Source organism: Okibacterium fritillariae, from assembly GCF_052783725.1.
This window is the reverse complement of the sequence record NZ_CP199917.1, coordinates 2,366,347-2,379,782: the sequence shown is the minus strand read 5'-3', so window position 1 is coordinate 2,379,782 and position 13,436 is coordinate 2,366,347. Positions and strand designations below refer to the sequence as shown.

Sequence of the window (13,436 nt, the reverse complement as noted above, 5' to 3'; positions counted from 1 at the left end):
GTTGGGCGGGTGCGCCGGTCTCGCGCGGGCCGCCTCGGAAAAGGGGGAGATCCGCTTGTGGCGGACCTGAAAACCATACGCCAGCGCGGCGTGTCGCGCTAATCGGCGCGGATCTCAGGTCCGCCGAGCGTGCGACTAGCCCCGCAGCTCGCGCAGGAGGACGGCGGTCGCCACGGCCGCCTGAGCCGCCTCGCGCCCCTTGTCCTCTTTCGAGTCGGGCAAGCCGGCGCGGTCGAGCCCCTGCTTCTCGTCGTCGAGCGTGAGCACGCCGAATCCGACCGGCTTGCCGGTCGCGATGGTCACCTGCGTCAGGCCGGAGGTCGCGGCATCCGACACATATTCGAAGTGCGGGGTGCCCCCGCGGATGATGACGCCCAGTGCCACGACCGCGTCGGCCCCGGACTCGAGGGCCACCTTCGAGGCGACGGGCAGTTCGAAGCTGCCGGCCACGCGCACGAGGCGGTGCGTGACGCCCATCTCGTCGAGCGCCTTCTCAGCGCCCGCGATGAGCCCGTTGGTGATGACCTCGTGCCACTGACCCGCGATCACGACCACGTTCAGTCCGGTTCCGTCGACGTGCAGGTCGGGCTGTCCTTCGCCACTCATGTGTTCCTCTTTCTCTCGGTTCTGTGTTCGGCGTTTTGTGTTCGATGTTCGATGTTCGATGCAGACCGCATCGGATGTCGCGGGTCTAGTTGTCGTGCAGCGCGATGATGTGTCCCATGCGATCGCGCTTCGTGCTCAGGTAGGCCTCGTTGAACGCGCCGACCCCCACTATGAGAGGAACGCGCTCCGAGACCATAACGCCGTGCATCGTGAGCTGGCGCTCCTTCTCGGGGTTGTTGGTCAACAGGCGCACCGAGGTCATGCCCAGGTCGTCGAGAATCGCCGAGGCGGCCTCATAGTTGCGGGCGTCGGCGGGCAGCCCGAGCGCCAGGTTGGCGTCGAGCGTGTCGAGACCGTCCTCCTGCAGGCGGTAGGCGCGCAGCTTGTTGACGAGGCCGATGCCGCGACCCTCCTGACCGCGCAGATAGATGACGACGCCACCGTGGCGCTGGATGGTGTCGAGTGCGGCATCGAGCTGCGGGCCGCATTCGCATTTCAGCGACCCGAAGGCCTCGCCGGTCAGGCATTCGCTGTGCACGCGCACGAGCGCGCCCTCGGCCGCGGGGTCGCCCGAGACGATGGCCACGTGATCGGCGCCCGTGCGGCGGTCGTGATAGGCGCGCATGCGGAAGCTGCCGTGCGTGGTGGGCACGGTGGTCTCGACCTCGAAGCGCACGGCGGGGTCGGCGGGCGCAACGTTCTCGCCGGGCGCGGTGCCGTCGCAGAGGGCTTCGGCGTCGGGGTGCTCGACGATGTAGGCGATGAGATCGGCGATCGTGATGACGGGCAGCCCGAATTCGGCGCCGAGCGCGAGGAGGCCGGGCAGGCGGGTCATCTCACCCGTGTCCTCGACGACCTCGCAGATGGCGCCGACGGGGGTGAGGCCCGCGAGGCGCATGAGGTCGACCGCGGCCTCGGTGTGGCCGGGTCGTTCGCGCACGCCGCCGTCGCGCGCCCGCAGGGGCACGATGTGGCCGGGTCGGATGACGCTCGTGGCGGTCGACAGCGGGTCGCCCAGCACGCGCAGGGTCTTGGCCCGGTCGGACGCCGAGATGCCCGTGGTCACGCCCGTCGCGGCATCCACCGTCACCGTGTAGGCGGTCTGGCGCAGGTCTTCGTTGCGCGCCACCATGGGCGGCAGTTCGAGCCGGTCGGCGTATTCGTTCGACATGGGCGCGCAGATGTAACCGCTCGTGTGCCGGATCGTCCAGGCTAACCACTCCTGTGTGGCATATTGCGCCGAGAGGATGACGTCGCCCTCGTTCTCGCGCCCCTCATCGTCGGCCACGAGCACGGGTTTGCCCGCGCGCAGCGCCTCGAGCGCCTCGGGAATCGTCGACAGGCTCATGAGTGGGTTTCCGTTCTGCGGGTGGTGATGGCCAGCATGCGTTCCATGTGGCGGGCCAGGATGTCGGTCTCGATGTTCACGGTGTCGCCCACGACGCGCTCGCCGAGGGTCGTGGCCGCGAGCGTCTCGGGGATGAGTGACACCTCGAACCACTGCGCGGGTTCGGCCGGGTCGCTCACGGCCGAGACGGTCAGCGAGACGCCGTCGATGGCGATGGAGCCCTTGTCGACGACGAGCGGGGCGTGCTTCTCGTCGAGGCTGAAGCGCAGCACGCGCCAGGCGCTGCCGTCGGTGATCGAGAGCAGCTGCGACGTGCCGTCGATGTGTCCCTGCACGATGTGGCCGCCGAGACGGTCGCCCACCTGGGCGGCGCGTTCCAGGTTGACGCGACGCCCGACATCCGCGCCGGAGAGGGTGGACATGGCCAGGGTCTGCGCCATGACATCGGCCGTGAACGAGTCGGGGGTCTGGTCGACGACCGTGAGGCAGACGCCCGAGACCGAGATGGAGTCGCCGTGTGCGGCGCCCGTGACGGCGAGCGGCCCGCGCACGGTGAAGCGCGCGGCGTCGCCCGTGTGCTCGATGGCCGTGATGGTGCCTGTTTCTTCGATGATTCCGGTGAACATCAGTGCGTCCCTTCTGGGCGGGCGGTGACCACGAGGTCGTCTCCCAGCCGTTCGATCCCGTCGATGACGAGGCGTCGTTGTGCGTCGATGGTGCCGACCCCGAGGTCGGTGGTGGCGAGGCGCCCGCCGCCCAGCAGCGTCGGCGCGAGGTAGATGAGGTAGCTGTCGACGAGGCCCGCGCGCACGATGGCGCTGGCCAGGGTGGGCCCGCCCTCGACGAACAGGGTGCGGATGCCTCGGGCACGCAGTTCGGCGAGGTCGGCCGCGAGGTCGCCCCCCGACAGTGTGACGAGTTCGTGCGGATGCCGGCGCACGGCGGCGTCGGCCGGAACGGGTCGCGTGCCGAACACCACGGGAACGGGCTGCGTGTCGAGCAGCGAACCGTCGTCGGCGCGCGCCGTGAGCGACGCGTCGTCGGCCAGGATCGTGCCCGTGCCCACGGCGATGGCATCGGATGCCGCGCGCCGGCGGTGCACATCGGCTCGCGCCTCGGGCCCCGTGATCCACTGGCTGGTGCCGTCGTCGGCGGCGGCACGACCGTCGAGGCTCGACGCCCACTTCACGGTGACGAGCGGCCGGCCGAGGCGTGCCGTGACGAGCCAATCGCCGAGCAGTTCGGTGGCCGCTGCCTCTTCGAGACCCTCGATGACCTCGACCCCGCCGGCGCGCAGCCGTTCGGCGCCCCCGCCGGAGTGACGGCCCGGGTCGGCCACGGCGTAGACGACGCGCGCGACGCCGGCCGCGAGGAGGGCCTCGGAGCAGGGCCCCGTGCGCCCCGTGTGATTGCAGGGCTCGAGTGTGACGACGGCCGTGGCCCCGGCCGCGGCGCCCGCGGGCAGCTGCGACAGGGCGTCGACTTCGGCGTGCGGCGTTCCGGCACCGCGGTGCCACCCCTCGGCGATGACAGCGTATTCGCCGGTCGCGGGATCGGGCTGGGCGGCCAGGATGACGCAACCGACCTGCGGGTTGACGCCTCGCGCCGGCCCGTTGCCCGCGTCGTCGATGGCGCGGCGCATGGCGCGTCGAAGCTCCGCCTCGGTGGGGGCTGGATTCCCGGTCATGTCGTCCTTGTGGTCTCTGTCGAGACGGACTCCGGGTGCGTTCTGAGCGCTCGCCGTCTGGGCGCGCGCTCTCGCCGGCCGCCGACATCGGTCGACGACCCGTGCTTCCTCTCATCCGGACTCGAGCCTGCTGGTGCAGACCCATAACCGTCGGTTCCGGAATTCCACCGGATCGGCCCTCGATGCGTTCTCGTCGCCGTGGGCCGGAGCCTCGGCGGCAGGAACGTTTCTCGGGTTCGCGGACTATCACCGCCGGTTCGGACTCTCACCGACCCCGGAGCACGTTTCTGTTGCTGACTCTACCGAACGCCGCCGACCACGGGGTTATTCCGAGCGTCTTCGCGGCCTAATCCGACGAATTGTGACGGCGCCAGCGCTCGGCCTGCGTGGCGTCGGCGGGCGCCCCGTCGACCAGTTCGCGCGCCGTGCGCGAGTCGAGGATGAGGTCGGTGATGAGTCCGGCGGCGAGGGCTCCGCGCAGGCTCGCGAGCTTCGAGGTACCCGCCACGATGCACACGCGGCGCGACACCCGGCGCAGCACCTGCAGGTCGGGGCCCGAGGAACGTTGGTTGAGCGCGATGCCGTCGTCCGAGCCATCCTCGCGGAAGAAGACCGTCGCCACGTCGCCGACCACCTTGGCCTCGGCCAGGGACGCGAAATCGTCGTCGTCGAGGTAGCCGCCGATGTAGACGTGGCTCGGCACCCCGGCGAACGGCGAGCCGAGGCCGAAGACCGCGACATCCATGCCGGCCTGGATATCGATGACACGGTGGATGCTGCGCTCGCGCCACAGTGCCTTCTTGGTGCCCGGGTCGTCGAAGAACGCGGGCACGGGGAACTGCTGCACATAGGCGCCATAGGCCCCGCCGAACCGTTGCAGGATTTCGCTGGCGTAGAGGATGCCGGTGGTGCGCGGGTTGGCGGCGCCGTTCAACTGCACGATCGACGAGTTGTGGGTGGCCTTGGCCACGAGGTGCCGCGAGACGGCGCTCATGGTGCTACCCCAGGCCACGCCCATGGTCATGTTCGAGTCGAAGAAGCTGCCGAGAATCCGTGCAGCCGAGATGGCCACGCGTTCAAGCCGGTCGACGTCGCTCGTGAGCTCGGGAACGGGCACCACGTGGGCGACCACGCCATACCGTCGGCGGATGTCTGCCTCGACCTGTCGGGGCATGTCGAGGGGCGAGCGCACCTGGATCTCGACGAGGCCGGTTTCGCGGGCGTGACTGAGCAGCCGGGAGACCGAGGAGCGCGAGGTGTGCAGCTCGGAGGCAATGGCCTCCATCGTGAGGTCTTGCATGTAATACAACTGCGCGGCGGTCAGTGCGTCACGCGTTTTCGGCGTCAGTGCCGTGGTGGGCGAAGGAACCATGAGGCCATCCTTGCACGTTTGTGCACGAGATTTGACCGAGTGTGATCGAGGGCGTTCACTGATACGGACACAGACACAGTGCCGTGCTCCACACCCCCTGAAGCAATGGCGCGTAACAAGAGGAGTGACCGTCGTGAACGCCGCATCATCTTCATCCGCAACCCGTTCCAGCGTCCAGAGCCTGACCGAGCGTCCCCACGCCCAGGTTCTCGTCATCGGCGGCGGCATCAACGGCATCGCAACTTTCCGCGACCTGGCCCTGCAGGGCGTCGACGTCGTGCTCGTCGAGCGCGGCGACTACTGCTCGGGCGCCTCGGCCGCGTCGTCGCACATGATCCACGGTGGCGTGCGCTACCTCGAGAACGGCGAGTTCCGCCTGGTCAAGGAGTCGGTCACCGAGCGCAATGGCCTGCTCAAGATCGCGCCGCACTACGTGAAGCCGCTTGAGACCACCATCCCCATCTTCACCACCGTCTCGGGTGTGCTGTCGGCTCCCGGCCGCATCCTCACGCACAAGGGCGGCAAGCCGAAGGAGCGCGGGGCTGCGCTCATCAAGATCGGCCTGACCATGTACGACTCCTTCTCGCGTGACGGCGGCGCCGTTCCCCGCCACCGCTTCCACGGCCACAAGAAGTCCATGGCCGACCTGCCGAAGCTCAACGACAACCTCAAGTACACGGCCACCTACTACGACGCCTCGGTGCACGACCCCGAGCGTCTGGCCCTTGACGTGCTGCGCGACGGCCTGGCCCAGGGCCCGCACGCCCGCGCCGCCAACTACGTCGAGGCCGTCGGTGCCTCCGACGGCGGTGTCGTGCTGCGCGACGTCGTCTCGGGCGAAGAATTCACCGTGAAGGCGGATGTCGTCGTCAACACGTCCGGCCCCTGGACCGACCTCACCAACGAGGCCCTCGGCGAGAAGACGGCCTACATGGGCGGCACCAAGGGTTCGCACATCGTGCTCGACAACCCCGAGCTGCTCGCCGCCACCAAGGGTCGCGAGATCTTCTTCGAGAACAACGACGGCCGCATCGTGCTGATCTACCCGCTCAAGGGCAAGGTCATGGTCGGCACCACCGACCTCGAGGCGGATGTCCGCGAGCCCGCCGTCTGCACCGAGGAAGAGGTCGACTACTTCTTCGGGCTCGTGAAGCACGTCTTCCCGACCATCGACGTCAACCGTGAGCAGATCGTCTACCGCTTCTCCGGTATCCGCCCGCTGCCCGGCCACGGCGACACGGCCCCCGGCTTCGTGTCGCGCGACTACCGCATCGTGCCCTCGACCTTCGGCACGGCCACGCTGCTCAGCCTCGTCGGCGGCAAGTGGACCACGTTCCGCGCCCTGGCTGAGCACCTCAGCAACGAGGTCCTCGAGCGCCTGCACCAGACCCGCAGCGTGTCGACGCTCGGCATGCCCATCGGTGGCGGCCGCGACTACCCGACCACGGATGACGCGCGCACCGTCTGGGTCACGAGCCACGGTCGCGAGGTGAGCCGCGCCCGCGCCGACATGCTGCTCGAGCGCTACGGCACGCGCGCCGCCGCCGTGATCGACGAGCTGGCCGAATCGGGCGACACCCCGCTCGAGCACGCCGCCGAGTACAGCGTGCAGGAGATCGAATACCTCGTGCGCACCGAGTCGGTCGTGCACCTCTCCGACGTGCTGCAGCGCCGCACGAGCCTCGCCTTCACGGGCCAGGCCACCGACGCGCTGCTCGCCGAGCTTGGCTCGATCACGGCCGGTGTCCTCGGCTGGTCGAACGACGAGACCGCCGCCGAGATCGCCGAGGCCGCGCGCATCCTGCGTGAGGCGCACGGTGTCGCGGTGGGCAGCACCAGCACCAAGGAGGACGCGCTCAGCAAGTAGTCGGTCTGCGGGGAGGCCCGGCGCCCTCGGGTGCGGCCTCCCCGCAAACCAACATTGAACGCATTCTCACGCGGAAGTCTTGTTTGCACGCTAGCGCGGTCGCTAGCGTGCAGATAGGTCGATATATAACCCGGAAGGGTCACCCGCCAGGGGAGGCCCGAGAGTACTCGCAAGGAAGGTCAACGTGGACGTCAATTTGGGAACGATATTCCTCTCGGAAACCGTGGGAACAGCGATGCTGCTCCTGCTCGGTGGAGGTGTAGTCGCAAACGTAGTACTCGCTAAGTCCAAGGGCTTCGACGGCGGTTGGTTGCTGATCAACTTCGGATGGGGCCTCGCGGTCTTCTCCGGTGTGATCGTCTCCTACGCCTCCGGAGCCCACCTCAACCCGGCCGTCACGGTCGGCATCATCACGTCGGGCGCCGAAGAGTTCGTGCCCGGCATCCCCGTCGACTTCCTGTCGACGATCGTCTATCTCGCGGCACAGATGCTCGGTGCCATCATCGGTGCGGTGCTCGTGTTCCTCGCCTACAAGAAGCACTTCGACGAGACGGAAGACGCCGGCGCCAAGCTCGGTGTGTTCTCGACGGGCCCCGGCATCCGCAGCTACGGCTGGAACTTCCTCACCGAGGTCATCGGCACCTTCGTGCTCGTGTTCGTCGTGCTCGGCTTCGGCCGCAACGGTGACGCCGCCGGTCTTGCCTCGCTCGGTGCCCTTCCGGTCGCCCTCGTCGTGATCGCCATCGGTGCATCGCTCGGTGGTCCCACCGGATACGCCATCAACCCCGCACGTGACCTCGGTCCGCGCATCGTGCACGCCCTGCTCCCCATCAAGGGCAAGGGCACGAGCGACTGGTCCTACGCGTGGGTTCCGGTCGCCGGCCCCCTCGTCGGTGGTGCCATCGCCGGTCTCGCCTCGCAGGTCCTCCTGCCCGTCCTGACCTGATCTGATTTCTTTTCTCTTCGCCTGATCGACCCGGTGCGGATGCGCGCCTCACCCCGACGCGCATCCGCCCACCCGAATAACCCTCTACAAAGGAGTAACTCTCATGACGGACTACGTCATCGCCATCGACCAGGGAACGACCTCGACGCGTGCGATCGTTTTCGACAAGAACGGCAACATCATCTCGACCGGTCAGCTCGAGCACGAGCAGATCTTCCCCAAGGCCGGCTGGGTCGAGCACGACCCGAAAGAGATCTGGAACAACACGCGTGAGGTGATCGGTACCGCGCTATCGAAGGCGAACATCACGCGCCACGACATCCAGGCCATCGGTATCACCAACCAGCGCGAGACCGCCGTGGTGTGGGACAAGAACACCGGCGAGCCCGTCTACAACGCCATCGTCTGGCAGGACACCCGCACGCAGTCGATCGTCGACCGCCTCGCCGGTGACGAAGGCCTCGAGCGCTTCAAGTCGAAGGTCGGCCTGCCGCTCGCCACCTACTTCTCGGGCACCAAGATCGTCTGGATCCTCGAAAACGTCGAGGGTGCGCGCGAAAAGGCCGAAGCCGGCGACCTGCTCTTCGGCACGACCGACAGCTGGGTTCTCTGGAACCTGACCGGCGGCACCGACGGCGGCGTGCACGTGACCGATGTCACCAACGCCAGCCGCACGCTCTTCATGGACCTCGAGACCCTCAGCTGGGATGACGAGATCCTCGAGATCTTCGGTGTGCCCAAGTCGATGCTGCCCGAGATCAAATCCTCTTCCGAGGTCTACGGCCACGCGTCGGGCCACAGCCTGCTGCGCGAGGTTCCCATCGCCGGCATCCTGGGCGACCAGCAGGCCGCCACGTTCGGTCAGGCCGCGTTCCAGCAGGGCGAGGCCAAGAACACCTACGGCACCGGTAACTTCCTCATCTTCAACACGGGTGAGGAAATCATCCACTCGGAGAACGGCCTGCTCACGACGCTCGGCTACAAGCTGGGCGACGCCAAGCCGCACTACGCGCTCGAGGGTTCGATCGCCGTCACGGGTTCGCTGATCCAGTGGCTGCGCGACAACCTGGGCATCATCAACTCGGCGCCCGACGTCGAGAAGCTCGCCGCGACCGTCGAAGACAACGGTGGCGCCTACTTCGTGCCCGCCTTCTCGGGTCTCTTCGCGCCGTATTGGCGTTCGGATGCCCGCGGTGCCCTCGTCGGTATGACCCGTTACGTGAACAAGGGTCACATCGCCCGCGCTGCCCTCGAGGCGACGGCCTACCAGACCGCCGAGGTGCTGGATGCCGTCAACGCCGACTCCGGCGTTCCGCTCACCGAGCTCAAGGTCGACGGCGGTATGACGGCCAACGACACGCTCATGCAGTTCCAGGCCGACATCCTCGGCGTTCCCGTCGTGCGCCCTGTCGTCGCCGAGACCACCGCGCTCGGTGCCGCCTACGCTGCCGGCCTCGCGGTCGGCTTCTGGAGTGACCTCGACGACCTGGCCAAGAACTGGCAGGAAGACAAGCGCTGGGAGCCCTCGATGGACAAGGGCGAGCGCGACCGCCTCTACCGCAACTGGAAGAAGGCCGTCACGAAGACCTTCGACTGGGTCGACGAGGACGTGCAGTAATTCTCAGGCAGTGATTCCCGGGTCGGTTGCGATCCGCTGAGAGAGAAAAGAGCCCCGAGGCTGATGCCTCGGGGCTCTTTCGTGTGCGGGGACGCCGCTCGGGAACCGAACGAGGGGATCGCGTATCGGGACCGGTGGCGCGGCCGCTCAAGGTGACTGCGCGCACGGCGAGGCGCCCGCGCCGACGCCTGGGGCTGAGACGTGGTGCTGAGACGTGCGGCGCGGGGGAGCGCCGGAGCCGGTCGGTCTAGAGGACGCCGGCGGTGGCGAGGCCCGCGAGGGCGATGAGGGTGGTCGAGACGGCGGCGATGCCCGCGGCGGCCTCGAGGATGCTCTGGCGGCGCTGGCGAAGTTGGAGGGTCTTCTCGAGGGAGCCGGGCTCGAGGCTGGCCTGCGCTTCGCGGCGCGTGTCGAACGTGCCGATGACGTTGCCGCGCGCGTCGGTAGCGATGTAGCGACCGTTGAGATGTTCGATGAGACCCGCGTAGTTGCCATCGGCGTTGCCGACGGTGAGTCGGTCGTCGATCTCGGTCCAGCTCGCGGGGGCGAAGGTCGTGCTCATCGTCGGTGATCTCTCTCTGTGTGCGCCAATGCTGACGTCATTCAGAGTATAGGTAGTTAGAGACTCTAGCTAAATAAAAAGAACCGGTTGCGGAAGTAGCCGTTGTCGTGCGAGTGTCGCGCCGTTGTGCGCCGGGCGCGCGACGTTGGTCGGCGAGGCTCGCGCGCCGACGTGCGCCTTTAGATCGCCTGGCGGCGGGGGAGGAGCCCCACGCGGTCGTAGACCGTGCGCAGAGTCGTATTGGCGTGCTCGGCCGCGCGGTCGGCGGCGGCGGCGAGCAGACGATCGAGCTCGGCGGGGTCGGCGAGCAGTTCGTTCGTGCGAGCGCGGATGGGCTCGAGCGTGGACGTGACCACCTCGGCGACACCCTTCTTCAGGTCGCCGTAGCCGCGGCCCGCGTACTCGCTCTCGAGCGTCTCGATCGGGGTGCCCGAGAGTGCCGAGAAGATCGTGAGCAGGTTCGAGACGCCGGGCTTCTCGTCGCGGTCGAAGCGGATGGCGTTGTCGGTGTCGGTCACCGCGCGCATGATTTTCTTGGCCGTGACCTTGGGCTCGTCGAGCACGCGGATGAGGCCTGCGTCGGTATCGGCCGACTTCGACATCTTGGCCGTCGGGTTTTGCAGGTCGTAGATCTTGGCCGTGGCCTTCAGGATGTAGGGCTCGGGCACCGTGAACGTCTCGCCGAAGCGGTGGTTGAAGCGCCCCGCGAGGTCGCGCGTGAGCTCGAGGTGCTGGCGCTGGTCTTCGCCGACCGGCACGACATTTGTCTGATAGAGCAGGATGTCGGATGCCATCAGCACGGGGTAGGTGAAGAGGCCGACGGATGCCTGGTCGGCGCCCTGCTTCTGCGACTTGTCCTTGAACTGGGTCATGCGCCCGGCCTCGCCGAAGCCCGTGATGGTGTTGAGGATCCACGCCAGCTCGGGGTGGGCCGCCACGTGCGATTGCACGAACAGCGTCGACTTGGCGGGGTCGATGCCCGCCGCGATGTATTGCGCGGCCGTGGTGCGCGTGCGCTCCCGCAGCTCGGCGGGGTCTTGCGGCACGGTGAGGGCGTGCAGGTCGACGACGCAGTAGTAGGCGTCGAATTCGTCTTGCAGCGCGACCCACTGCGTGAGCGCCCCGATGTAGTTGCCGAGGTGCAGCGACGACGACGACGGCTGCATGCCGGAGAAGATGATGGGCTTGGTCATGAGGTTCTGGTTCTTTCTAAAGGGCGTAATCGACGACGACGGGGGCGTGGTCGGACCAGCGCTTGTCGTAGGCCTCGGCCCGGTCGACCGTGTAGTTGGTGGCGACGGCTGCGAGTGCCGGGGTGGCGAGGTGGTAGTCGATGCGCCATCCGGTGTCGTTGTCGAAGGCCTGACCGCGCCACGACCACCAGGTGTAGGGCCCTTCGGCCTCGCCCACGGATTGGCGGCCCACGTCGACCCAGCCGAGACCCGTGCCGGTCGACCCGTCGGCGCCCTCGACCTGCTCGCCCGCGGGCCCCAGGAAGCGGTCGAAGTAGGCACGCTCGCGCGGCAGGAACCCCGAGCGCTTCACGTTGCCCTTCCAGTTCTTGATGTCGAGCTTCTGGTGCCCCACGTTGAGGTCGCCGAGCACGAGCGCGTAGTCGGAGTGTTTCGCCAGCTCGGGCAGGCGCTCGGACATGGCGTCGAGGAATTTCCACTTCTCTTCTTGTTTCGGTGTGTCTGCTTCGCCCGAGTGCACGTAGGTGCTGACGACCGTGACGACCGTGCCGTTGACCTCGTAGTCGGCCTCGAGCCAGCGGCCCGCGCTGTCGAACTCGGCGGCGCCCAGCTCGACACGGTGGATGTGGGCGCGGTCTCGGCTGGCGAGTGCCACGCCCGCGCGGCCCTTGGCCGTTGCCGGGTCGTGCAAGATGTTCCAGTCGGGGCCGAGCAGGCCCTCGAGGTCTTCGGTGGAGGCGCGCACCTCTTGCAGCGCGAGGATGTCGACGCCGCGCCCGTCGAGCCACTCGCCCATGCCCTTGCGGAACGCGGCGCGCACGCCGTTCACGTTGACACTGGCGATGCGGAGAGGAGCTTTCGACGACATGGACCCAGCTTATAGGGGGCCTCCGACACCCGTTCGGCCGGTCGGACGGGTGGCCGTCGGGGCGGGCATCGCGCCCGTCGGGGAGGCCTCGGCCAGGGCCTCGCGCGCGGCCTGCCACTCGCGGTGGGCCTGGCGCAGGCGTCGGCGGGAGAGGGGGCGCGACATCCATGAGGCGTTCTCGTATTCATCGCGGGCATCGCGCAGCTCGGCCTCGGCAACGACGAGGCGCGCGCGGCGTTCGGCGTCGAGACGCTCGGCGCGCGACATCCGGTGCAATTGCACGCCCCGGTCTTCGACGCTGACGGCGATCCACGAGGCGGCGAGCAGGATGATGCGGCAGATCGCGTTGAACCAGATCAGCAGGCCGATGAAGACGGCGAACGTGGCGAGAAGCGGATTGCGGGACGCCGCCTGGATGACCCAGCCGCTGAAGACGCTGAGCGCCGAGAGGGCCACACTGCCGATGAGCGCCCCGCCCGCCAGATCGCGCCACGGAATGGGGATGCGGCTGAGGATGCGATACATGGAACCGATGGTGATGAGGTTGACCATGACGGCGACGAGCAGGCCGATCGCGCCCGCGGCGACCGTGCTCGCGCCCGAGTTCGAGTCAATGCCGAAGAGGAAGAGGACCCAGGTGACGGCCTGCGTGCTCAGCACCGAGAACACCGCCGAGGCGAACAACATGAGGCCGAATACGAGGGCGAGCCCGAGGTCGACGACCTTCTGCAAGAGATAGGGGCGGCTGTCGCGGGGGAGGGAGAAGACCGAGCGGATGGCCTGGCGCGTGTAGGCCAACCAGCTGATCGCGGTCCAGAGGAGGCCGACGAGGGCGACGGTTCCGGTCCATCCATACAACCCGAGGCCCAGCAGATCGTCGGTGTTGATGAGGCCGCCGGGCCCGATCAGACCGGGGATGGCGCGATCGATGATGTCGACCAGCGCCGAGTAGATGGCGGCATTCGATGTGAGCCAGATGCCGGCCACTGAGAACACCACGACGAGTGCCGCGAAGACGGCGAAGAGTGACTGGAAGCTCATGCCGGACGCCAGAAGGTTGCCGTCGTTGAGGTTGTAGTTCGTAACGACGCGGTAGATCTTCTGGCGCTGCACCCACCGGGTCACGCGCGTGGCCTGCTTGACCGGCCGGTCGAGCCGTTTCACGAGCGCGTTGTCGCTCTGTTCGATGGCGCGCTCGAGGGGTGTGACGCCGGGGCCGTCGGATGCGGTGGGCGGCACACTCTCGTCGCGGGGTGCTGGCACCGTCACAGCGTAGCGAAACCGTTGGGCGGATTACCCGGCAGAGGCGGCGAACTCTTGGCAGAATGGGGGAACCGCGACTCGCCGAGGGTGGCGGGCCGCACCGACA

The 13,436-nt window shown here is 67.9% G+C and carries 12 protein-coding genes and 1 riboswitch; of the genes, 3 read left to right on the top strand and 9 right to left on the bottom strand.

Features of this window, described 5'->3' with window-relative positions; all coding sequences use genetic code 11:
• Nucleotides 1-135 precede the first annotated feature (135 nt).
• From ribH to ACUWEX_RS10905, 5 genes are all read right to left on the bottom strand, one after another.
• Nucleotides 136-606, bottom strand: a complete 471-nt coding sequence (ribH, locus tag ACUWEX_RS10925; protein WP_445996246.1) for a 6,7-dimethyl-8-ribityllumazine synthase — start codon at nt 604-606, stop codon at nt 136-138.
• Between the two features lie 85 nt (nt 607-691).
• Nucleotides 692-1,954 (bottom strand): GTP cyclohydrolase II, encoded by a 1,263-nt coding sequence (ribA, locus tag ACUWEX_RS10920; protein ID WP_445996245.1) that lies wholly within the window; start codon nt 1,952-1,954, stop codon nt 692-694.
• On the bottom strand, nt 1,951-2,580 hold the full coding sequence (locus ACUWEX_RS10915; RefSeq protein ID WP_079728218.1) for a riboflavin synthase: 630 nt from the start codon (nt 2,578-2,580) through the stop codon (nt 1,951-1,953). Before ACUWEX_RS10915 ends, ribA begins: the two co-directional genes overlap by 4 nt.
• Nucleotides 2,580-3,641, bottom strand: coding sequence for a bifunctional diaminohydroxyphosphoribosylaminopyrimidine deaminase/5-amino-6-(5-phosphoribosylamino)uracil reductase RibD (gene ribD, locus ACUWEX_RS10910; RefSeq protein WP_445996244.1), 1,062 nt, complete (start codon nt 3,639-3,641; stop codon nt 2,580-2,582). The genes ACUWEX_RS10915 and ribD overlap by 1 nt, the downstream gene beginning before the upstream one ends.
• A gap of 98 nt (nt 3,642-3,739) precedes the next feature.
• Nucleotides 3,740-3,927: riboswitch (FMN riboswitch) on the bottom strand.
• A 60-nt stretch (nt 3,928-3,987) separates the two neighbouring features.
• Complete coding sequence (locus tag ACUWEX_RS10905; protein ID WP_077055246.1) at nt 3,988-5,013, bottom strand: sugar-binding transcriptional regulator; 1,026 nt, start codon at nt 5,011-5,013, stop codon at nt 3,988-3,990.
• 133 nt (nt 5,014-5,146) lie between these two features.
• Here ACUWEX_RS10905 and ACUWEX_RS10900 point away from each other — a divergent pair, with 133 nt between their 5' ends.
• From ACUWEX_RS10900 to glpK, 3 genes are all read left to right on the top strand, one after another.
• Nucleotides 5,147-6,880: an FAD-dependent oxidoreductase gene (locus ACUWEX_RS10900; protein WP_445996243.1), complete on the top strand. Its 1,734-nt coding sequence runs from the start codon at nt 5,147-5,149 to the stop codon at nt 6,878-6,880.
• A 235-nt stretch (nt 6,881-7,115) separates the two neighbouring features.
• Nucleotides 7,116-7,826 carry an MIP/aquaporin family protein gene (locus ACUWEX_RS10895; RefSeq protein ID WP_234991162.1) on the top strand — a complete coding sequence of 237 codons (711 nt, stop codon included), beginning with the start codon at nt 7,116-7,118 and terminating at the stop codon, nt 7,824-7,826.
• A gap of 103 nt (nt 7,827-7,929) precedes the next feature.
• Nucleotides 7,930-9,444 (top strand): glycerol kinase GlpK, encoded by a 1,515-nt coding sequence (gene glpK / locus ACUWEX_RS10890; protein ID WP_445996242.1) that lies wholly within the window; start codon nt 7,930-7,932, stop codon nt 9,442-9,444.
• A 247-nt stretch (nt 9,445-9,691) separates the two neighbouring features.
• Here glpK and ACUWEX_RS10885 read toward each other — a convergent pair whose 3' ends face one another.
• From ACUWEX_RS10885 to ACUWEX_RS10870, 4 genes are all read right to left on the bottom strand, one after another.
• Nucleotides 9,692-10,006, bottom strand: coding sequence for a hypothetical protein (locus ACUWEX_RS10885; RefSeq protein ID WP_079728223.1), 315 nt, complete (start codon nt 10,004-10,006; stop codon nt 9,692-9,694).
• Between the two features lie 179 nt (nt 10,007-10,185).
• Complete coding sequence (gene trpS / locus ACUWEX_RS10880; protein WP_445996241.1) at nt 10,186-11,199, bottom strand: tryptophan--tRNA ligase; 1,014 nt, start codon at nt 11,197-11,199, stop codon at nt 10,186-10,188.
• A 16-nt stretch (nt 11,200-11,215) separates the two neighbouring features.
• A complete protein-coding gene (locus ACUWEX_RS10875) occupies nt 11,216-12,067 on the bottom strand; it encodes an exodeoxyribonuclease III (protein WP_445996240.1) in 852 nt (283 codons plus the stop codon).
• Between the two features lie 9 nt (nt 12,068-12,076).
• The gene (locus ACUWEX_RS10870; RefSeq protein WP_445996239.1) at nt 12,077-13,330 is read right to left on the bottom strand and encodes a YihY/virulence factor BrkB family protein; all 1,254 of its coding nucleotides are present in this window, start codon (nt 13,328-13,330) and stop codon (nt 12,077-12,079) included.
• Between the last annotated feature and the right edge of the window lie 106 nt (nt 13,331-13,436).